This window comes from Streptomyces sp. NPDC037401 (assembly GCF_055602345.1).
The window spans coordinates 116300-136582 of record NZ_JBVJWO010000015.1; the positions used below are offsets into that span (position 1 = coordinate 116300).

Annotated in this window: 21 protein-coding genes; 12 read left to right on the plus strand and 9 right to left on the minus strand. The window is 73.8% G+C overall.

Annotated elements, in window-relative coordinates:
* The first annotated feature begins 13 nt into the window (after window positions 1–13).
* Window positions 14–475 (plus strand): Fe-S cluster assembly sulfur transfer protein SufU, encoded by a 462-nt coding sequence (sufU, locus tag ACZ7H1_RS18215; RefSeq protein WP_470787793.1) that lies wholly within the window; start codon window positions 14–16, stop codon window positions 473–475.
* Window positions 472–816 (plus strand): metal-sulfur cluster assembly factor, encoded by a 345-nt coding sequence (locus ACZ7H1_RS18220; protein ID WP_470787795.1) that lies wholly within the window; start codon window positions 472–474, stop codon window positions 814–816. Before sufU ends, ACZ7H1_RS18220 begins: the two co-directional genes overlap by 4 nt.
* A gap of 65 nt (window positions 817–881) precedes the next feature.
* On the opposite strand, the gene ACZ7H1_RS18225 is transcribed toward ACZ7H1_RS18220, so the two are convergent.
* A complete protein-coding gene (locus tag ACZ7H1_RS18225) occupies window positions 882–1856 on the minus strand; it encodes a hypothetical protein (RefSeq protein WP_470787797.1) in 975 nt (324 codons plus the stop codon).
* Window positions 1857–2092: 236 nt separating this feature from the next.
* Here ACZ7H1_RS18225 and ACZ7H1_RS18230 point away from each other — a divergent pair, with 236 nt between their 5' ends.
* Window positions 2093–2413, plus strand: coding sequence for a DMT family transporter (locus ACZ7H1_RS18230; protein WP_470787799.1), 321 nt, complete (start codon window positions 2093–2095; stop codon window positions 2411–2413).
* Entirely contained in the window at window positions 2413–2955 is a 543-nt protein-coding gene (locus ACZ7H1_RS18235; protein ID WP_470787800.1) for a TetR/AcrR family transcriptional regulator, read from the plus strand. Before ACZ7H1_RS18230 ends, ACZ7H1_RS18235 begins: the two co-directional genes overlap by 1 nt.
* A gap of 15 nt (window positions 2956–2970) precedes the next feature.
* Here ACZ7H1_RS18235 and ACZ7H1_RS18240 read toward each other — a convergent pair whose 3' ends face one another.
* Window positions 2971–3843: a winged helix-turn-helix transcriptional regulator gene (locus ACZ7H1_RS18240; protein WP_470787802.1), complete on the minus strand. Its 873-nt coding sequence runs from the start codon at window positions 3841–3843 to the stop codon at window positions 2971–2973.
* An 87-nt stretch (window positions 3844–3930) separates the two neighbouring features.
* On the opposite strand from ACZ7H1_RS18240, the gene ACZ7H1_RS18245 reads away from it, so the two are divergent.
* Both ACZ7H1_RS18245 and dapD read left to right on the plus strand, forming a co-directional pair.
* The gene (locus ACZ7H1_RS18245) at window positions 3931–5157 is read left to right on the plus strand and encodes an MFS transporter (protein WP_470787950.1); all 1227 of its coding nucleotides are present in this window, start codon (window positions 3931–3933) and stop codon (window positions 5155–5157) included.
* Window positions 5158–5166: 9 nt separating this feature from the next.
* Window positions 5167–6144 (plus strand): 2,3,4,5-tetrahydropyridine-2,6-dicarboxylate N-succinyltransferase, encoded by a 978-nt coding sequence (gene dapD / locus ACZ7H1_RS18250; RefSeq protein WP_470787804.1) that lies wholly within the window; start codon window positions 5167–5169, stop codon window positions 6142–6144.
* A 114-nt stretch (window positions 6145–6258) separates the two neighbouring features.
* Here dapD and ACZ7H1_RS18255 read toward each other — a convergent pair whose 3' ends face one another.
* The 3 genes from ACZ7H1_RS18255 to ACZ7H1_RS18265 all read right to left on the minus strand — a co-directional run bounded on the left by ACZ7H1_RS18255 (window position 6259) and on the right by ACZ7H1_RS18265 (window position 9059).
* Window positions 6259–6507: a hypothetical protein gene (locus tag ACZ7H1_RS18255; protein ID WP_470787806.1), complete on the minus strand. Its 249-nt coding sequence runs from the start codon at window positions 6505–6507 to the stop codon at window positions 6259–6261.
* Window positions 6508–6672: 165 nt separating this feature from the next.
* Window positions 6673–7146: a GNAT family N-acetyltransferase gene (locus ACZ7H1_RS18260; RefSeq protein ID WP_470787808.1), complete on the minus strand. Its 474-nt coding sequence runs from the start codon at window positions 7144–7146 to the stop codon at window positions 6673–6675.
* A gap of 62 nt (window positions 7147–7208) precedes the next feature.
* Entirely contained in the window at window positions 7209–9059 is a 1851-nt protein-coding gene (locus ACZ7H1_RS18265) for an endonuclease/exonuclease/phosphatase family protein (RefSeq protein WP_470787810.1), read from the minus strand.
* A gap of 273 nt (window positions 9060–9332) precedes the next feature.
* Between ACZ7H1_RS18265 and ACZ7H1_RS18270 the strand changes: the two genes are divergently transcribed.
* Window positions 9333–10856 (plus strand): hypothetical protein, encoded by a 1524-nt coding sequence (locus ACZ7H1_RS18270; RefSeq protein ID WP_470787812.1) that lies wholly within the window; start codon window positions 9333–9335, stop codon window positions 10854–10856.
* A 122-nt stretch (window positions 10857–10978) separates the two neighbouring features.
* Window positions 10979–12439, plus strand: a complete 1461-nt coding sequence (locus ACZ7H1_RS18275) for an alkaline phosphatase PhoX (RefSeq protein ID WP_470787814.1) — start codon at window positions 10979–10981, stop codon at window positions 12437–12439.
* Between the two features lie 88 nt (window positions 12440–12527).
* Here the strand turns inward: ACZ7H1_RS18275 and ACZ7H1_RS18280 are convergent, their stop codons facing one another.
* The 4 genes from ACZ7H1_RS18280 to ACZ7H1_RS18295 all read right to left on the minus strand — a co-directional run bounded on the left by ACZ7H1_RS18280 (window position 12528) and on the right by ACZ7H1_RS18295 (window position 15953).
* Window positions 12528–12713 carry a hypothetical protein gene (locus tag ACZ7H1_RS18280; protein WP_470787816.1) on the minus strand — a complete coding sequence of 62 codons (186 nt, stop codon included), beginning with the start codon at window positions 12711–12713 and terminating at the stop codon, window positions 12528–12530.
* 79 nt (window positions 12714–12792) lie between these two features.
* The gene (locus ACZ7H1_RS18285) at window positions 12793–14058 is read right to left on the minus strand and encodes a TerD family protein (RefSeq protein ID WP_470787818.1); all 1266 of its coding nucleotides are present in this window, start codon (window positions 14056–14058) and stop codon (window positions 12793–12795) included.
* Between the two features lie 51 nt (window positions 14059–14109).
* Window positions 14110–14331 (minus strand): hypothetical protein, encoded by a 222-nt coding sequence (locus tag ACZ7H1_RS18290; RefSeq protein WP_470787820.1) that lies wholly within the window; start codon window positions 14329–14331, stop codon window positions 14110–14112.
* Between the two features lie 29 nt (window positions 14332–14360).
* Window positions 14361–15953, minus strand: a complete 1593-nt coding sequence (locus ACZ7H1_RS18295) for an aldehyde dehydrogenase (NADP(+)) (protein ID WP_470787822.1) — start codon at window positions 15951–15953, stop codon at window positions 14361–14363.
* A 139-nt stretch (window positions 15954–16092) separates the two neighbouring features.
* Between ACZ7H1_RS18295 and ACZ7H1_RS18300 the strand changes: the two genes are divergently transcribed.
* The 4 genes from ACZ7H1_RS18300 (at window position 16093) to ACZ7H1_RS18315 (ending at window position 20230) form a co-directional block, all read left to right on the plus strand.
* A complete protein-coding gene (locus tag ACZ7H1_RS18300) occupies window positions 16093–16863 on the plus strand; it encodes an IclR family transcriptional regulator (protein ID WP_470787824.1) in 771 nt (256 codons plus the stop codon).
* A gap of 255 nt (window positions 16864–17118) precedes the next feature.
* Window positions 17119–18180: a hypothetical protein gene (locus ACZ7H1_RS18305; RefSeq protein WP_470787825.1), complete on the plus strand. Its 1062-nt coding sequence runs from the start codon at window positions 17119–17121 to the stop codon at window positions 18178–18180.
* Entirely contained in the window at window positions 18177–19493 is a 1317-nt protein-coding gene (locus ACZ7H1_RS18310) for a sensor histidine kinase (RefSeq protein ID WP_470787827.1), read from the plus strand. Before ACZ7H1_RS18305 ends, ACZ7H1_RS18310 begins: the two co-directional genes overlap by 4 nt.
* Before the next feature lie 50 nt (window positions 19494–19543).
* Window positions 19544–20230 (plus strand): response regulator transcription factor, encoded by a 687-nt coding sequence (locus ACZ7H1_RS18315; RefSeq protein ID WP_470787828.1) that lies wholly within the window; start codon window positions 19544–19546, stop codon window positions 20228–20230.
* Window positions 20231–20283 lie beyond the last annotated feature (53 nt).

Here is a 20283-nt window from a genome sequence, read left to right on the forward strand (position 1 = left end):
CGACGAGGCCGCTGTGAAGCTGGATTCGATGTACCAGGAACTGATCCTGGACCACTACAAGCACCCGCACGGGCGTGGCCTGCGCGACGGCGACGCCGAGGTGCACCACGTCAACCCGACGTGCGGTGACGAGATCACACTCCGCGTGAAGTACGACGGCGAGACGCTCACGGACGTCTCCTACGAGGGCCAGGGCTGCTCCATCAGCCAGGCCAGCGCGTCCGTGCTCAACGAGCTGCTCGTCGGCAAGGACCTTGCCCAGGCGCAGAAGATCCAGGCCGCTTTCCTGGAGATGATGCAGTCCAAGGGCAAGATCGAGCCCGACGAGGCCATGGAGGAGGTGCTGGAGGACGCGGTCGCGTTCGTCGGCGTCTCCAAGTACCCCGCCCGCGTGAAGTGTGCGCTGCTGAGCTGGATGGCGTGGAAGGACGCGACCGCCCAGGCACTGGGCGACGCCGAGAGGAAGACGGCATGACCGAGAACGCAACGCCGGAGGCGACGATCAAGCCGGCCACCGAGGAAGAGGTCCGCGAGGCCCTCTACGACGTGGTCGACCCGGAGCTGGGCATCGACGTCGTCAACCTGGGCCTGATCTACGGCATCCACATCGACGACTCGAACATCGCCACTCTCGACATGACCCTGACCTCGGCGGCCTGCCCGCTGACGGACGTCATCGAGGACCAGGCGAAGTCGGCCACCGACGGTATCGTCAGCGAGCTGCGCATCAACTGGGTCTGGATGCCCCCGTGGGGCCCGGACAAGATCACGGACGACGGCCGCGAGCAGCTGCGCGCGCTCGGCTTCAACGTCTGAGACCCGAGCCTTGACGAGAAGGCCCCCGGCACTGCGCCGGGGGCCTTCTCCGTGCCCGGGGCGGTCTAGACGGCCGGGCCCGGTGCGGGCGGCGGGGGGAGGTGGGCTGCCGTCAGGGCGGCGGCGAGGTCCTCGCGGCGCATGCGGCGGTCGACGTAGAGCAGCCCCGAGACCAGGTGCGGGAAGCCGAGCTGGAAGAGCTGGCTGACGACCGCGCCGATCAGTACGCAGACGACGTAGACGGCGATTCCGCCCACCAGCGAGGCGACGGACCCGCCGTCGCCGGGGTCCGCCAGCATCGCGGGGAACAGCGCGAACACGCCCACCACGGTGAACGGCAGCTGGATGACGTACGAGACGGCCGCCGCGGTCACGACCGCCAGCAGGGTGATGCCGAAGACCCGCCACCAGCTGCCGTGCACCAGTGCGGCCGAGCGGCGCAGGGCGGCCTGCGGGCCCAGTCCCTCGCAGACCACGGCGGCCGGGGCGAGGCCGAAGCGCACGCCGAGCCACACGCTGACGGGCAGGGCCGCCAGGATGCCGAGCGGGATGAACACGAAGCTCGCGCCGGGCCCGGCCGGGCCGGAGTCCGCCGCCTGCATCGCCGCGATGCCCAGCGTGGCCCCCAGGGCCGGGGGCGCGGCCACGATCAGCCAGGTCAGCAGCAGGGTGCCGAGCATCGAGGGCGTGCGGGACCAGGCGCGGCGCCACATCGCGCCGACCGTCGTGGGCCGGCCGGCCACGGCCTCCTGCAGGACGGCCGGGCAGAGCGCCGCGGTCACCGCGACCCCGGCCAGGCCCACGAGCAGGGCGAACGCGGCGACCGGTACCGCGGCGAAGAGCACGGGGTGCAGGTGTTCGTCCGCCGGGCTCTCGCCGTCGGCGAGGTCGAAGAGCGGGCCCAGGTGGGGGTGGACGAAGGCCAGGGCCAGTCCGGCCGCGGCGGCCACGAGCAGGACGCCGGCGCCGTGCACGGCGAGGACGACCCCGAGGAGCGGCTTCCAGTAGCGGCCGAGGGTCGAGAACGCGCCACCGAGCATCTCCCCGACGGTGAGCGGCCGCAGGGGTATCACCCCCGGCTGCGGTGGCGGCGGGGGCATCCATCCGCCGCCCCAGGGCTGCGGTCCCCACCCCGTGCCGTTTGCCATCCGAGCCCCCCGAGATCTGTCGTGTCCGCTGATGGAACGGACACCGTAACCCGGGCCGCCGGTTGCGGGCGCAGGGGAGCAGGGCCTGTTGCGTACGCCCGTACACAACGATGTGTACAGTAGTACACATGCCTTACATACTGCTGGCCGCGGCGATCGCGGCGGAAGTCGCCGGAACCACCGCCATGAAGTACAGCGACGGCTTCAGCAAGCTGTGGCCCTCGATCGGCACGGTCGTCGGCTACGCCATCGCCTTCACGCTGCTGGCCCAGACCCTGAAGACGATGTCGGTCGGCACGGCCTACGCGATCTGGGCCGGGGTCGGTACGGCCGCCATCGCCGCGATCGGCATGGTCTTCATGGGCGAGGCGGCCACGGCGGCCAAGCTGGCCGGAATCGCGCTGGTGATCGGCGGCGTGGTCCTGCTCAACCTGGGCGGTGCCCACTGATGGCGGGCGCCCGGCGCTACGACCCCGGGCGCCGGGACCGGATCATCGACGCGGCGATCCGGGTGGTGGCGTCGAAGGGGATCGCGGGGCTGAGCCACCGCTCGGTCGCGGCGGAGGCGGACGTCCCGCTCGGCTCGACGACGTACCACTTCGCCACGCTCGACGAACTGCTGGTCGCGGCGCTGCGCAGGACCAACGAGGGCTTCGCACGGCGGATGGCCGAGCACCAGGGCCGGGCGGCGGGCGGGGAAGGGCTCGCGGACGGCCTCGCCCGGCTGCTCGGCGAGTGGCTGTCGGGTGACCGGTCCGGCGCGGAGCTGGAGTACGAGCTCTACCTCGCCGCCCTGCGCCGGCCCGCGCTGCGGCCGGTCGCCGCCGAGTGGTACGCCGCGGCGACGGAGCTGCTGTCGGAGCGGACCGACCCGCGCACCGCGCGGGCCCTGGTCGCGGCGGTGGACGGCATCTGCCTGCAGGTCCTGCTGACCGGCACGCCGTACGACGAGGAGCATGCGCGCGACATCCTGACGCGGCTGCTGCCGTAAGCGCCCCTGGAGCGGTCAGCCGCGGACGGCCGCCAGGGCCGCCTCGATGCTCGCTGCGATGTCCGGGACCGGGTAGATGACCCGGTGGACCAGCCGGTCGCGGTCCACGACCAGGGTGAGCCGCTTGAGCCGGCTGACCCCCGCCGCCCGGAAGGTCGGCAGCCGCAGCGCGGCCGTCAGGGTCAGGTCCGCGTCGGAGAGCAGCGGGAAGTCCAGCCGCTCCGCGAGGGCGAACGCGCGCTGCTCGTCGGGCCGTTGCGTGGACACGCCGGTGACCGTTGCGCCGGCCGCGGTGAACTCCGCCCCCCGGTCCCGGTACGTGCACGACTCCAGGGTGCAGCCGGGCGCCCCGGGGATCTCCGCCCAGCCCGGCGGGTACGACTCGGCGCGGGCGTAGGCGCCGGGGAAGCAGTACAGGACCGTGTACGGGGTGTCCTGAGCGACCGGGTCCCACCGCTCCCCGCCGGGCCCGGCCAGGGTCAGTCCGGGAAGCCGGGTCCCCGCCAGGGCGTGCACCCGCTCCGCCTCGCGCGAAGCCGCATCCGCCGTCGCCGTCATCTCGCCGTCCCCCAGGATCCACGTGTCGCCCCAGTCCTGCAGTGCCACCAGCACGGGCAGCAGGGCGCGCCCGCGCGGCGTGAGCCGGTAGGCGTGCCGCACCGGCCGCTCCTGGTACGGCTCCCGGCTGAGCACGCCCGCGTCCACGAGCATCCTCAGCCGCTCGGCGAGCACCTTCCGGGAGACGCCCAGCTCGCGCTGGAAGTCCTCGAAGCGGTCCACGCCGCGCGCCGCGTCGCGCACGATCAGCAGGGTCCACCAGTCCCCGACGACGTCGAGGGACTGCGCGATGGCGCAGTCGGCGTCGCCGAGGTTCGTGCGCTGGGCCATGACCGCTCCTGTCGAAAAGTCTTTGACCCGAGGCTGTCATGCTGACATAGTCCGTTCCCAAAAGGAACTCACTCGGGGGGCGGCGTGCTGCAGGGTCTCAAGGACGTGCCGAGAGCGGTGTGGCTGCTCGCGGGAGGCGTGTTCGTCAACGCCGTGGTCAGCTTCACCTTCGTCTTCGTCTTCGTGTACCTGACCGGGCCGCGCGGCCTCGACCCCGCCGAGGCCGGCCTCCTCACCGGCATCGGCGGCATCGGCCTGGTCGCCGGGAACTTCACCGGCGGCTGGTACGGCGACCGCTTCGGCCACCGCCGGGTCCTGCTCACCGCCTCCGCACTCGGCGGCGCGGTCCTCGTCGCCCTGCCGCTGCTGCCCACCCCGCTGCTCTACGCCGCACTGCCCGCGGCCCAGTACGCCTCGGGCGCGGTCCGGGCCGCCAACTCCGCCCTCGTCGCCGTGACCGTCCCCGAGGGCGCCCGCCGCGAGGCCTTCGCCGTGATCCGCTGCGTCTCCAACGGCGGGTTCGCCGTGGGGCCCCCGGCCGGCGCGCTGGTGGCCACCCACTTCTCGTACGACTGGCTCTTCGTCGCCGACGGGATCGGCACCCTCTTCTTCGCGTTCTGGACCGCCCGCGTCGTCCCGGCGCGCGCCGCGGTCCGGCCGGCCGCGGCCCCGGACGGGGGTCGGGGCCGCGGCATCGTGCACGAGCTGCGGGCCCGCCCCGCCCTCCTGGTCCTCCTCGCCGCGATCGTCGTCATCGACCTCGTCTACCGGCAGCAGTACTCGACCTTCCCGGTCTTCCTGGCCGACCACGGCATGGACACCCGCGCGTACGGCCTGCTCATCGCCGTCAACGGCGCCGTGATCCTGCTCCTCGAGCTCCCGGCCGCCTTCGCGCTGCGCCGCCGCTCCCCGCTGCACATCGTCGGCACCGGCCTCGTCCTCGTCGGCGGCGGCTACGCCATGCTCCTGCTCGGCGCCGGAATCGCGACCGCCGCCACGATGATGGTGCTGATCAGCCTCGGCGAGATCCTCTACAAGACCACCGCCACCGCGTACGTGGCCGACGAGGCCCCCGAGCACGCCGTCGGCCGCTTCCAGAGCCTGTACGCCGGGGTCTCCGTCACCGGTGTCGTCCTCGCCGCGCCGCTCGGCGGTGCGCTGTACGCGACCGCCCCGGGGCTGCTGTGGCCGCTGTGCGCCGTACTGGGGACCGCGGCCGGTGCGACCGTGCTGGTCATGGGGCGGCGGGCCGTCCGGGCCGCGGCGCGACCGGCACATGAGACCGGTTCGCCCGCAGCGGCCGTCGCCCGTTAGCGTTCAGGCATGACTACGCGTACCACCGGCGCCGTCGCCGCCGGACTTGCCACCCTCTCCGCCGACGGCACCGTCCTCGACACCTGGTTCCCCGCCCCCGAGCTGGCCGCCGAGCCCGGCCCGGCCGGCACCGAGCGCCTCACCGCCGAGCAGGCCGTGGAGCTGCTGGGCGCCGCCGCTGCCAAGGCGATCCGCCAGGACGGGGTCCGCGGGGTCGAGGTCGTCGCCGTCCGCACCGTCATCTCCTCCCTGGACGACAAGCCGCTGGACGCCCACGACGCCTACCTGCGCCTCCACCTGCTCAGCCACCGCCTGGTCAAGCCGCACGGCCAGAACCTCGACGGCGTCTTCGGTCTGCTCGCCAACGTCGCCTGGACCTCGCTCGGCCCGGTGGCCGTCGACCAGGTGGAGACCGTCCGCCTCAACGCGCGCGCCGAGGGCCTGCACCTCCAGGTCACCTCGATCGACAAGTTCCCGCGGATGACCGACTACGTCGCCCCCAAGGGCGTGCGCATCGCCGACGCCGACCGCGTCCGCCTCGGCGCGCACCTCGCCGAGGGCACCACCGTCATGCACGAGGGCTTCGTCAACTTCAACGCCGGCACCCTCGGCACCTCCATGGTCGAGGGCCGGATCTCCGCCGGCGTCATCGTGGGCGACGGCTCCGACATCGGCGGCGGCGCCTCGACCATGGGCACCCTGTCCGGCGGCGGCAAGCAGATCATCTCCATCGGCGAGCGCTGCCTGCTCGGCGCCGAGTCCGGCATCGGCATCGCGCTCGGCGACGAGTGCATCGTCGAGGCAGGCCTGTACGTGACCGCGGGCACCCGCGTCACCCTGCCGGACGGCCAGGTCGTCAAGGCCCTGGAGCTCTCGGGCGCCAGCAACATCCTCTTCCGCCGCAACTCCACCACGGGCGCCGTCGAGGCCCGCCCGAACAACGCCGTCTGGGGCGGTCTGAACGACGTGCTCCACAGCCACAACTGACGCCCGCGGGCCGAAGACGCACAGCAGCCCGCCGACCGGACTCCGGTCGGCGGGCTGCTGTCGTACGGCGTGTGTGCGAGGTACGGGCGACCGCTCGCGCTCAGCGGGTTGCACTCAGCGGAAGGCGCGGACGAGGCCCGCGAAGGTCTCCTGCTCCTCGGGGGTCAACTCCACGCGCTCCATCGGGTGCGACGCCGCGCTGCGCTGGCCGGGGATCGTCCCGAGCCCTTCGGCGGCCTCCGGCTCCGGGTGGTGGAAGCGGCTGTCCCACAGCATGTGGCCCATGCCGAGGACCCAGACGAGGGCCGCCACCAGCAGGACGGCGAGGCCGATTTCCTGAGCGAGCGAAATGGAGGGGAACACGCGGTCCTCCAAAAGGTGGAGTGCGGGCGCAGACGGTTCGTGCGTGGACGACACTCAACACCACGACCGGTACGAAACGCCGGGGTATGTGGCGAGGATCACGCCAGGGTCCAAAGTCCCGACTTGTCCGCAGAAGGGACCACGGATCGCCCCGTGCGGCCGCCGTCAGCCGTCGAGCCGCAGCTTGAAGCCCTCGTGGCTGCGCGCGTAGCCCAGCGACTCGTAGAACCGGTGCGCGTCCGCGCGCCGCTTGTTGCTCGTCAGCTGGACCAGCCCGCAGCCGCGCTCGCGGGCGCGCGCCGCGGCCCGCTCCATCAGCTCCCGGCCCAGCCCGCCGCCGCGCCGGTCGGCGCGGATGCGTACGGCCTCCACGAGGGCCCGCTCGGCGCCGCCCTGGCCGAGCCCCGGGATGTACGTGAGCTGGAGGCAGCCGATCACCGTGCCGTCCGGCTCCGGTTCGGTCAGCACCAGCAGTTCGTTGCGCGGGTCGGCCCCGATGTCCGCGAAGGCCCGCTCGTGCGCCTCGCCCACGGCGGCCGGGGCGGCGTCGGCTCCGGGTCCGGTTCCGGCGGGGTCCTCGTCCGCCAGCAGCGCGAGGACGGCGGGCAGGTCACGGCGCACGGCGGTACGGAAGATCATGGACGGCAGTGTGGCAGGGTGCCCGGCCGGGACGGCGGCCGGGCACCCCCTCCGCTCCGCGCCTACGGGCGGAAGCGCAGGACCTGCGGGTCGTGGTCGCTGTTCTGGTCCGCGAACTCCGCGTTGATGTGCACGCTGTCGTAGGTGAAGTTGCGGATCCCCGGGCTGGTCAGGATCTGGTCCAGCACCTGGGAGTTGCCCTGGTAGACGTACGAGTAACGCTCCGCGCGCGGCAGCGACTTGATCGCCGGGTACAGCGCCCCGCCGTCGGTCAGGGCCTGCGTGGTCGCCGAGAACTCGAAGTCGTTGATGTCACCGAGGACGACGACGTTCGCGTTCTTCTGGACGGCCAGGACGTCCTTCACGAAGGTGTTCACGGCCTGCGCCTGGAGCAGCCGCTTGGCCTCCGAGGAGCGCACCGGCGGCTGGTGGTGCGAGGTCAGGCCCTCGTCGCCGCCCTTCGAGCCGAAGTGGTTCGCGACCACGAAGACCGTGCGGCCGCGGAAGGTGAACTCGCCGGCGAGCGGCTTGCGGCTGCTCTCCCAGGCGGTGTTCGCCGGGTCGATCCGGCCGGGGGAGTGGGTGAGCGCGGCGTGGCCCTTCTCGATCGCCACGCCGGTGGCGGTGGTGGCGTTGCCCGCGCCGCGGTCGGTGAAGGACACCCGCTCCGGGTTGAACAGGAACACCTGGCGGATGTTGCCGCCGGGCTGGCCGCCGTCCTTGTTGTTCTCCGGGTCGATCGAGCGCCACTGGTACGCCGGGCCGCCCGCGGCCTTGATCGCGTCCGTGAACTTCGTCAGGGTCTGCGCGGCGGAGACGGTGCCGTCGTTCTTGGCGCCGTTGTCGTCCTGGATCTCCTCCAGGGCGAGGATGTCGGGCGAGGCGAGGTTCTCGACGACGGCCTTCGCGAGCGCGTCGAACTTCTCCTGCGGGTCGGTCGGGTCGAGGTTCTCGACGTTGTACGTCGCCACCGCGAGCTCGCCCGGCTTCTGCGCCTTGGTCTTCTCGCGCTCCAGGCCACGGGACTCGATCGTGCCCAGCGTGCGCGCGACCAGCGTGTAGCCGCCGAACTGGTTGAAGTCCAGGGGGCCTTCGGTGATGCCCTTCAGGCGGTCGCCGACGTTCGCCACCGGGAACGGGCTCTGCGAGACCGGGGCCAGCTGCTGCACCTGCAGGCGGCCGGTGTTCTGCGCCTCGTACGAGCCGTAGACGGTGCCGCCGCGCTTGTTGTTGTTCTCCCAGCCCTTCACGGTGACCCAGAGCTCGGAGTACGGGTCCGTGGCGCCGACGACCCGGGAGGTGCCGATGCGGACGTTCATGCCCTCGACGGACTCGTAGTAGTCCAGGGCGTAGGTGTACGGGTCCAGGGTGAGGCCGTTGATGCTGCCGCCCGCGGCGGGGTCGCCCGCGGGGGCGTACAGCTCGGGCACCGAGTACTCGTTGATGCGGACGGCCTCGGGCAGCGCGTTGCCGGAGGAGACCACCGTGACGGTGGGCTTGCTGATCTGGGTGACGGACTGGTTGCCCGAGTTGAGGCCGCCCGGGACGTACTCGCCGACCAGGCCGGAGACCGTGACGGCGTCGCCGACCGCGACGGTCGGCACCGAGCTGGTGAAGACGAACACGCCCTCGCTGGTGGCGTCGTCGTCGTCGGACTGCACGTCCTGGATCCAGAAGCCGCGGGAGCCGTAGGTGCGGACGCCGGTGACGATGCCCTCCACGCCGGTGACCTGCTTGCCGGCGAGGGGGGATATCCGGGTGGTGCCCTGGATGTCGTGAATGCGTATGGGCGCTTCGCCTTCGGCGGCGGAGGCGGTTCCGGCGAGCAGGCCGGCGGCCAGGGCGGTGGCCACGACGGTTGCGACGGCAGCGGAACGGGAGAGGGGTCCGGTCACCTGAGGACAGGAACGCATGGGCAGGACTCCGGTGTGAGGATGAGGGAACGGAGTGGCGGTGCGATCTGTGTGAGATCTACGCGCGTCAATCTCTTGTGTGACCAGGCGGGTTGTCAAGGTCTACCCGGGGTACGGCGGGAGACGGATCCGTGAACCGGCCGGGATGAGGTGAAATGCGTCTACGCTGGGGCCCGCCGACGGCCGTTCAGGCCGCCACGGCCGCCCCCGGACCGAGTCCGGGAGAGCGGTCCGGGAGTGCCCCTGCCCCACCGTGACGAGGAGACCCACCCGATGTCCGCAGAGCGCCCCTCGCTGCCGCCGGTGCGGCTGCACTCCGATGCGGAGCTGGCCCGCGACGCCCTCGCGGCACCGCTGCTGGCCCGCGCGGTACGGCTGGCCCGCTGGGCCGGCCCTGCCACCCGGGTCGGTGCGGGAGGCGAACTGCTCGACGAGCAGCTGCCGGAGGCGGCGGAACACCTCGGCCTGGCGGCCGATCCGGACGGCCCGGCGTACGCGAGCGAGGCGTGGCGGGTGGCGGTCGACACCGGGCTCGTCGAGGTGACGGAGGCCGAGGACACCGGGGAGGCCGAGGACGCCGGGGGCACCGTGGCGCAGGGCCAGGACCTTGCCCTGATCACCGGTGGTGCGCCCGCCGACGTGCTCGACATCTGGCTCGCCGCGCTCGACACCGTGCTCGCCGACGCGGCCGTGCCCGACCTGGACGACCTCGTGGACGCTCTGGACGCGGGCGGCGAGATCGACTTCGGCCGGCTCGACTGGGACCCGCAGCGCGAGGCGGACTTCCTGGACGGCGTACTCGCCAACCTCTACCTGCTCACGGTCGCCGAGGGCGGGGCCGGGGCGGGGCCGGTGCCGCTGCCCGTGCTCGCCGCCTCGATGATCGTGCCCGACGACATGGCCGACCCCACCGACGAGGTGCTGGAGCAGGTCTCCGACGCGATGATGCGGCTCGACGACCAGTTCCGGCAGCTGGAGCCGATCGGCCTGGTCGCCTACCGCCCCGTCGACGAGGCGCTGATGGCGGAGGTGGACGACGAGGAGCTCGCCGCGGCGGGCTCCGGTGCGGGCGGTCCCGGGGCGGGCGGTTCCGGTGCGGGCGGTTCCGGTGCGGGCGAGGAGGACGACGACGAGGACGTCTCGCGCTACGGCATGGTGCGGCTGACCCCGCTCGGCCTGTACGGCGTACGGGCCCGGATGGTGGAGGCCGGAGTCGAGGCCCCGGCCGTCGGAGACCTCGCCGACAAGGGCGCGGACGCGCTTCTCGATGCCGTATCGGCCTTCCCCGAGGACGCGGCCCAGGCGGAGATCGAGGCGTGGCTCGCACGCCGCGACGTGCCGGGAGCCGCAGCCGAGCTGCTCGCCGCCGCGCGCGGCGCGGACGCCGGCGGCCCGTTGCGGCGGCTGCGCTGCCAGCAGGCGCTGGCCCTCACGGACGCTGCCGCCGAGCCGGCGATGCGTGCGGTGCTCGACGACGGCGAACTGGGCGGGCTTGCCCGGGTCTGGCTGGCCGAGCGCGGCGCGGCCGACGTGCCCGCCCCCGACCAGGCCATGGTCTTCTGGCTGACCGTCGACACCATCGCGGCCCAGCTGGCGGCGGACGGGGAGACCGAGGGGCTGGCGTCCCTGATGGCCGGTCTGACGGAAGGTCACAGCGGCTTCTTCGACGCCGCCTGGCGTGTGGAACACCCGGCGACGGCCGAGGTGCTGGAGGCGATGGGGCGGCTGCACCCCGACCGGAAGGAAGCCAAGGAGGCCCGCAAGGCCGCGTTCAAGGCGCGCTCCCGGCAGGCCTGAGCGGCGCGGGGCCATCCTTCGCGGGGCCATCCTTCGCAGGGAGTTCAACCGGTGTTCAGGCGCGGACGGAAGCCTGTCCGCCGACCGGAACACCGGCGCATGCGTCCCCACAAGGAGAACCGATGCCGCTCAGCCGCAGAGAATTCGCCGCCCGAACGGCCGCCGCCGGGGCGGGAGTCGCCCTCACCGGGACGGTCGGGGCCCTGGCCACGGCCCCCGGCGCGCTGGCGGCCGACGAGAGCACGGTGGCCGGGGCGGCTGCGGACGCGGGGGCGGCGGGCGCGGACCGGCGCTGCGCCCCCGGGTACGGACCGCTCGTCCCGGACCCGGCCGGCATCCTGGCGCTGCCCGCCGGGTTCTCGTACCGCGTCCTCACGCACAGCGGGGTCACCACCCTGGAGTCCGGCGAGTCCACCCCGTCCAACCACGACGGGACGGCCGCCTTCGAGGGGCCGCGCGGGGTGACCCTGCTCGTCAACAACCACGAGCTGAAGGGCGTCCGTTCGAAGTGGGCCCACCCGGTGCCGCTCGCCGAGGGCCTCGTGTACGACCCGGCCGCGGCCGGCGGCTGCACGGTCGTCGAGGTCCGGCGGGGCGGCGAGGTCGCGGAATGGGTCGGCATCGCCGGTACGTCGACCAACTGCGCGGGCGGCAGCACCCCGTGGGGCACCTGGCTGACCTGTGAGGAGAACGCCGACCGCGCGGGCAGCAACGGCATGACCAAGGACCACGGCTACGTCTTCGAGGTGGATCCGCACGACCGGCGCGCCAACCGCGACCCGAAGCCCGTGAAGGCCCTCGGCCGCTTCGAGCACGAGGCCGTGGTCATCGACCCCAAGCGGGGCCACGCCTACCTGACCGAGGACGCGTCGGGCCCCAACGGCCTGCTGTTCCGCTGGGTTCCGCCGCAGGGCTTCCGGCACGGGCGCGGCAGGCTGCGCGCGCTCGCCGACGACGCGGGCGTGCTGCAGGCCGCCAAGTGCTTCGACAGCGCGGGCCGGTTCGTGGACGACCTCTCGCGGGCGACCCGGATCGGGACCGTCTACGGGGTCGACTGGATCGACGTACCGGACCGGGACGGCCGCACGGTGGCGGTGCGCAAGCAGTTCGGGGACAACGCCGTCACGCGGGCCCGCAAGCTGGAGGGCATGTGGTGGGCCGACGGCGGGGCGTACTTCGTCTCGTCGTACGCCCGTGAGGAGAGCCCGGGAGCGGCGCACGACGGCCAGGTGTGGTTCTACGACCCGAAGCGGCGCACGATCCGGCTGACGGTGCTGCTCGGGGTGAACGCCGATCCGGCGGAGGGCGGTTACGACGGGCCCGACAACATCACCGTGTCACCGTACGGCGGGCTGGTCATCGCGGAGGACGGATCCGGGCTCCAGCACCTCTTCGGTGCGACGGAGAGCGGCCGCACCTATCCGCTGGCGCGCAACGAGCTGAACATCGGGACGGCGGAGGAGCCGGAGTACTCGGAGTTCACCGGGGTGTGCTTTTCGCCCGACGGGCGGACGCTCTTCGTCAACATCCAGGACCCGGGCGTCATGCTGGCCGTCACCGGGCCCTGGCGCCGCAAGCGCTGACCGGAGCGGCAGGGGCCGGCGGCCGGGCTTCGACCGGCAGCCCGGCGGGGTCGGGGGCGGCCTGAACGGCCGGGGCCGGACGGACGGGTCAGCGGGCGGCTGCCTCGGCCTCGGCCTCCGCGCGGGAGGCGGCGGCCCACTCCTCCAGCAGGAATTCGTACGCCTCGGCCGGCCACTCCTCGTCCGCGAGGTTCTCGACGAGCATCCTTATCGCGTGGTTCGCCTCGGCGGCGGAAGGGCGCGCAGGGCCCGCGGGCATGAGTGTGTCGTGCATGGGATCCAGATTAGGGGCGGGCACTGACAGTGAAACTCGAGTTTCGCTCGAATGCGTCATGTCCGGCCCGCCCCTCCGGTCAAAGTGCCTGGGCAGCGGGCTTGACCATGCCCCGCACTGTGCGGGACTTCACAAACTCGCCCATGGCCGTCATCTCCCATTCGCCGGAGAACTGCTTGATCAGCTTGGCCATCATCACGCCGGTCTGGGGCTCGGCACTGGTGAGGTCGAAGCGGACCAGCTCCTCGCCGGTGGCCGCGTCGATCAGCCGGCAGTAGGCCTTGGCGACGTCGGTGAACTTCTGTCCGGAGAAGGAGTTCACCGTGAAGACGAGGCCCGTGGCCTCGGCGGGCAGCCGGCCGAGGTCGACGACGATCACCTCGTCGTCGCCGGCGCCCTCGCCGGTCAGGTTGTCACCGGAGTGCTTGATGGCCCCGCCCAGGATGGACAGCTTGCCGAAGTAGCAGCTGTCCAGGTGGTTGCGCTGCGGGCCGTACGCGATGACCGAGGCGTCGAGGTCGATGTCCTTGCCGCGGAAGGCGGGCTCCCAGCCCAGGCCCATCTTGACCTGGGAGAGCAGCGGGCGGCCGCCCTTGACCAGGGAGACGGTCTGGTTCTTCTGGAGGTTGACCCGGCCCTTGTCGAGGTTGATCTTCCCGCTCGCGGCGGCAGCGGCGGGCGCAGGGGCCGGGGCTGCCGCGGCGGGCGCCGACGGCGCGACGGGCATGGTGGGGGTGGAGGGCGCGGCCGGCCACGCTGCGGGCTGCGGCGCCGACGGGGGGACCGGGGGAGCGACCGGGGCCGGGGGAGCGACCGGGGCGGCCGCGGCCGGAGCGGCGGGCTCCTCGTCGACCGAGACGCCGAAGTCCTTCGCGATCCCGGCGAGGCCGTCCGCGTACCCCTGGCCGACCGCGCGCACCTTCCAGACCCCGCCGCGCACGTACACCTCGACGACGACCAGGGCGGTCTCCGCGCCCAGCTGGGGCGGGGTGAAGGTGGCGATCACGCTGCCGTCGTCGGCGTTGCGCACGGTGGCCGTGGGCTCGATGCCCTGGAAGGTCTGTCCCGCGGCGTCGGGGCTGGCGGTGACCACGATCTTCTCGATGCCCGGCGGGACGGCGGACGTGTCCACCGTGATCGCGTCGGGAGCCGCCCCGCCGCCGGACCGGTAGCTGACACCGGGTCCCGACGGCTGGTTGTAGAAGATGAAGTCGTCGTCGGAACGCACCTTGCCGTCCGCGGCGAGCAGGAGCCCCGATACGTCGAGCCGTACCGGAGCGGCCACGTCGACCGTCACGCGGACGGTGTTCAGCGGGAGGTTCGAACCAGGGGTCATAGCGGTCATGCCCGGAGAACGACCGAAGTGCCTTTGCCGTTCCCTTGCCCTGCGGGAAGTTCAGCGGCGGTTGCGCGGGTGGTTGCGGGCGGTGCGCTCGTTGCCGAACTTGTACGCCCCGGTCCACCGGGCCATCACCATTTGGCCGTCACCCGACTGGACCTCGGCGAGGAACTTCTCCGCCCGGCCCCCTCGCAGCGTGCCCGCGGCACGCCCTTGATGGGTGATGACGACGCTTCCGTCACCGCGCTGTTCGAACGTGAATCCATGAGGTCTCGGCACGCCCCAAGGCTCCCCTGCTCACGGGCGGGTCAGCAAGGGGTTTCCGTGCCGGGGGCGCCGGCGCTGCCGGGGGTGCCGGACGGCCCACCCCGCCCGTCGAGCCTGCGCCCGTCGACGCGCCGCGGCAGCCCCAGCGGGTTTCCGTCGCGCAGCTCCGGCGGCAGCAGCGGGCCGGGGACGGACTGGTAGGCCACCGGCCGCAGCCACCGCTCGATCGCGGTTCCGCCGACGGAGGTGGAGTGCGAGGTCGCGGCCGGGTAGGGGCCGCCGTGGTGCTGGGCGGGCGCGACGGCCACACCGGTGGGCCAGCCGTTGACGAGCACCCGGCCGGCCAGCGCGGTGGCCCGCGCGAGGAGCCCGGCGGCCGGGCCCGGGGCGCCGGCCGCCTCCGCGGCGGACAGCTGGAGGGTGGCGCTGAGGTTTCCGGGGAGCCGGGCCAGCACGTCCGCGGCCTCGTCGGGGCCGGCGTACCGGGCGACGACGGTGACCGGGCCGAAGCACTCCTCCAGCAGGAGTCCGTGGCCCGCGTCCCCGGTCAGACGGCGGGCGGGTACGGAGAGGAATCCCGCACGGACGGTCTGACCGGGGCCCGCGCCGGGGTCGACGGGGGCCGCGACGTCCGGGAGCGCGGCGCGCTCGCGGACGCCCTCCACGAAGGCGTCGCGCATCCGGTGGTCGAGCAGCACGCCCGGCTCGACGGCGCCGACGGCCTTGGCCAGCGCCTCGGTGAGGAGGTCCCCGTCGGGGCCTTCCGGCACCAGCACGAGCCCGGGCTTCACGCAGAACTGTCCGACGCCCAGGGTCATGGCGGCCGCGAGCCCGGCGCCGATCTCCCCGGCGCGCTCGGCCGCGGCGTCGGCGGTGACCACGACGGGGTTGAGGGAGCCGAGCTCGCCGTGGAAGGGGATGGGTACGGGGCGGGCCGCCGCGGCGTCGAACAGGGCGCGTCCCCCGCGGATCGACCCGGTGAAGCCGGCCGCTGCCGTCAGCGGGTGGCGGATCAGCTCCAGCCCCGCGTCGAAGCCGTGGACGACGGCGACCACGTCCGCGGGCAGCCCGGCGCCGACGGCGGCGGAGCGCAGCAGGGAGGCGCACAGCCCGGAGGTGGCGGGGTGGTCCGGGTGGGCCTTGACCACGACCGGGCAGCCCGCGGCCAGCGCGCTCGCCGTGTCGCCGCCGGGGACGGAGAAGGCGAGGGGGAAGTTCGAGGCGGCGTACACGGCGACCACACCGAGCGGGATCTTGTAGCGGCGCAGCTCCGGCCGGGGCGGGGTGAGGGCCGGATCGGCGTGGTCGATCCGGATGTCGAGGTAGTCGCCCTCCTCGACGCCGTCGGCGAAGGCGCGCAGCTGGGACGTGGTGCGGGCGAGCTCGCCGGTGAGCCGGGCGGTGCCGAGCGCGGTCTCGGCGTCGGCGGTGGCGACCACCTCGGCGGCGGATGCGTCCAGGAGGTCGGCGGCGGCGCGCAGGAAGGCGATCCGCACGGTCCGGTCGGCGAGCGCGGTGCGGGCCCCGTGGGCCGCGCGGACGGCGGCGTCCACGTCCTGGGGTGTGGCCTCCGCCGCAACCTGCCCGTGCCGCTTCCCGGTGCGGGGGTCCACACTCCAGACTGGTGCTCCCATGGCGCCGCTGCCTCCTGGATCTACGCTGACCCGCACCATGTCGTTCAGTATTCTGAACGGCGTTCGTGTAGGTGAATGATCGGTTCTGGTGCGGACTCTATTTCCGCGCCGTAGGCGTGACAAGAGGGGCAAGACGCGAATGACTACAGCCGAGTCAGGGGCGGCGCCGGTCAAGTCAGCCGTGCGCACGGTCGAGTTGCTGGAGTGGTGCGCGGCCCGCCCGGGGCTGCACAGCCTGGCCGAGATCCAGGAGGCCGTGGGCTACCCCAAATCCAGCCTCTACATGCTGCTGCGCACCCTGGTCGACCTGGGCTGGGTGGAGACCGACGCCACCGGCACGCGGTACGGCATCGGGGTGCGGGCCCTGCTCGTCGGCAGCTCGTACATCGACGGCGACGAGGTGGTCGCCGCGGCCCGGCCAACCCTCGACCGGCTCTCCGACGACACCACCGAGACCATCCACCTCGCCCGGCTCGACGGCACGAGCGTGGTGTACCTCGCCACCCGGCAGTCCCAGCACTTCCTGCGGCCGTTCACCCGGGTCGGCCGGCGGCTGCCCGCGTACTCGACGGCCCTGGGCAAGGCCCTGCTGGCCACGCACAGCGACGAGCAGGTCCGCGCGATGCTCCCGGAGCGGCTCGAGCCGGTCACCGAGCACACGCTCACCGACCGCGAGCAGCTGATCGAGGAGCTCGCGCTGGTACGGGAGCAGGGCTACGCCGTGGACCGGGAGGAGAACACCCTCGGGCTGCGCTGCTTCGGGGTGGCGGTGCCGTACCGCACCCCGGCCCGGGACGCGATCAGCTGTTCGGTGCCGGTGGCCCGGCTGACCCCGGGGCACGAACAGGCCATCAGGGAGGCGCTGTTCGACGCGCGGGACCGGCTGACCCTGGCGACGCGGCGGCTCTGAGGCGTCGCGCCGTCCCGGGCGGGGGGCGTCCCGGGCGGGGGCTGTCCCGGGCGGGCGCTGTCCCAGGCGGGCGGCGGTCGGGCGGGCGTCGGGCGTCGGGCGTCGGGTGTCGGGTGTCGGGTGGTCGCCGGGCGTTGGCGCCGGTCCGCCGCGGGCGTCTCCCCCGTGGGGGTGGGGGCGCTTCCCCCGTGCGGGGGAGGCGGTTCACCGCTGCGGGGGAGGCGGGGGCCCGGGGGCGGCCGGGATCGTGGAGCCATGACCTCGCGAACCGCTCCCCACTGCCCGGACGGCGCCACGGCGCCCGGCACCGCCACTGCTCCCGCGGCCGCCGTCTCTGCAGCCACCACGCGCGTGGCTGCGGCCGGCGCCCCTGCGGTGCACGGCGCCTCCCCCGGGCCCGTCCGGCGCGCCCTGCGGGCCGTCGCCCTGGCCGCCACCGTGCCGTACCTGTTCCTGAAGTCGGCCTGGCTGGCGGGCAGTCACGTGGGCATACCCGAGGGCAGCGTCCTGCGGGACCCCGGGCTCTTCATGACCGTGGCCAATGCGGCGACGCTCGCCATGGACGCCGCGCTCGTGGTGCTGGTCCTGCTGCTGACCAGACCGTGGGGCCGGCGGGTGCCCTCCTGGCTGCTCGCCGGGCCGGTCTACGTCGCGACCGGGCTGCTGACTCCCGTCCTCGTCGGGTTTCCCGGCCAGTTGATCGTGCAGGCCCTCGGCGGGGGCGGGCGGGAGAGCGGGCGGGCGGTCGAGCCGTTCCTCGACCCCTGGGTCTACCAGGTCGTCTACACCGGCTTCAGCATCCAGGCGCTCGCCCTCGCGGCCCTCTTCGTGCCGTACGCCCGCGAGCGGTGGGGGCGGCGCTGGCAGGGGGCGCTCGGGGGCCGGATGCAGGCCGGGGCGCGGGCGGCCGCCGCAGCCGCCGTCGCGACCGGCGCGGGGACCGTCGCCGTCCACGCCCACTGGGCCCTCGGGGGGACGGCCGGGCTCAGCGCCGACCAGGCCGCCGGCCGGTCCGCGTCCTACGCCGTCATGCACGGCCAGTACGCCCTGGCGGTGGTCGCCGCGGTGACCGGCGCCCTGCTCCTGGCGCGCGGCGGGCGGCTGCGGGCCCGGATACCCCTGGCCGCGGCCTGGGTGGGGTCGGCCGCGGCGCTCTGCTGGGGAGCCTGGCTGCTGCTCGCCTCGCTCGCCCCCGACGCGGACCCGGACCGTCGGACCACCCTGGTCCTCCATCTGGCCTACGCTGGCCAGATGATCACAGGATTGCTCGTACTGGCCGTCACGGCACGGTTCCTGACGGCCCGTCGAGCCGCGTGAGGAGCGTGGTGCAGCGGCTGGCCGGGGCGCGGGCGCGGCTGCGCTGGGTCCACCTGATACTCGGGGGCGCGCTGCTCATGCCGTACTTCCTCCTGGCGTCCGTGGTGGTCGGGATTTTCGCGGACGGCACGAGCGCCCTCTCCACGTTCCCGCTGATGCTGGCCGCGTACGGGCTGGCGCTGCCGGTGGCCGCGGTGACGGCGCTGTTCCCGCTGGTCCGGCCGATGTCGGTGGCTGCGGTGCGGGCGCTGTGCGCGGTGCCGGGGGAGCTGCTGGCCGACGGCCCCGCCCGGTCCCGGGCCGCCCGGGTGCGCAGCGCCGGCTGGTGGACGCTGCACCTCGGACTCGGCGCCGTGGTCAGCGGGATCACCCTGGCGGTGCCGCCGATGGCGGTGGTGCTGATGCTGCTCCCGTTCTCGCAGCCGGTGCGGGACTCGAAGTACGGGCTGACCCCGTGGTTCGACGCCGGCCGCGCGCCGGTGGTGGCCCCGCTGACCGGGCTGGTGCTGCTGGTGGCGACCGCCGGATGTGCGGCGGCGGCCTCCGCACTGCTGGCCAGGCTGGCGCCCGTGCTGCTCGGACCCACGCCCGCCGACCGGCTGGCGGCGGCCGAGGAGCGGGCCGCGGACCTGGCCGTCCGCAACCGGCTGGCCCGGGAGCTGCACGACTCGGTGGGGCACGCCCTCAGCGCGGTCACCCTGCAGGCCGGTGCGGCCCGCCGGGTGCTCGACGCCGACCCGGAGTTCGTACGGGAGGCCCTGGCCGCGATCGAGGAGACCACGCGGCGCACGGTCGGGGAGCTCGACGCGGTCCTGGGCCTGCTGCGGGACGGGGACGAGGCGCGGCCGGACACGGCACCCGCGCCGACGCTGGCCGCGGACCTGGACGGGCTGCTGGCCCGTACCCGAGCGGGCGGCATCGCGGTCGAGGTGGCGGCGCCCGCCGACTGGTCCGGGCTGCCGGCGCTGGTCTCGCGGGAGGGGTACCGGATCGTGCAGGAGGGACTGAGCAACGCCCTGCGGCACGGCACCGGGCCGGTGCACCTGCGGATCGAGGTGCACGGAGAGGAAGCGGCGGGCGCCGCGACCGGCGAGTCGAGGGAGCTGGAGATCGTGTTGAGCAATCCGGTCCTGCGCGAGGACGCGGGCGGCGGTGGCTCTGCAGTGCGCCGGGAGACCGGGGGCCGGGGGCTGCGCGGAATCCGCGAGCGCGCGGTGCTGCTGGGGGGCGGAGTCGAGGCGGGGGAGCACGGAAGCGGCTGGCGGCTTCGGGCGACCCTCCCGCTCGGCGCTGCCCGGGGAGGACGGACGTGAAGGGTGCGACGGACGTGAAGGGTGCGGCAGAGATGACAGGTGCGGCAGGTATGACGGGTGTGACGGGTTCGGCCGGGCCGGGGACGCCGCTGCGGATCGTGCTCGCCGACGACGAGCGCATGGTGCGCACTGCGCTGCGCGTGATCCTGGACGCGGAACCGGACCTGGAGGTCGTCGGCGAGGCCGCCGACGGCGCGGAGGCCGTGTCGCTGGTGCGGGAGCGGCGCCCGGACGTGGTCCTGATGGACGTCAGGATGCCCGGGATCGACGGAATACGGGCGACGGAGCAGATCCTCGCGACCCTGTCCGAGCCACCGCGGATCGTGGTCGTCACCACCTTCGAGAACGACGCGTACGTCTACGACGCCCTGCGCGCCGGAGCAGCCGGGTTCCTGCTCAAGCGGGCGGCGGCGGAGGAGCTGATCGGCGCGGTCCGGCTGGTCGCCCGCAGCGAATCGGTGCTGTTCCCCGCGGCCGTGCGGGCCCTGGCAGCCGAGCACGCCCGGAAGGCTCCCGCCGCCCCCGCCTGGGTGGCCCGGCTGACCGGCCGGGAGTCGGACGTCCTGCGGCTGATGGCCGCGGGCCTGTCCAACAACGAGATCAGCGAGCGCCTCGGAGTGGGGCCGGCCACGGTCAAGACCCACGTCGCGGCCGTGCTCGCCAAGACCGGCTCCCGGGACCGCACCCAGGCGGTCATCGCGGCCTTCGAGGGAGGTCTGATGATGAAGAAAGCCTGAGAACTCCGCCACAACCGGGGCAGAACGGAACGGCCGGGGCCGGTCGTGCGTCA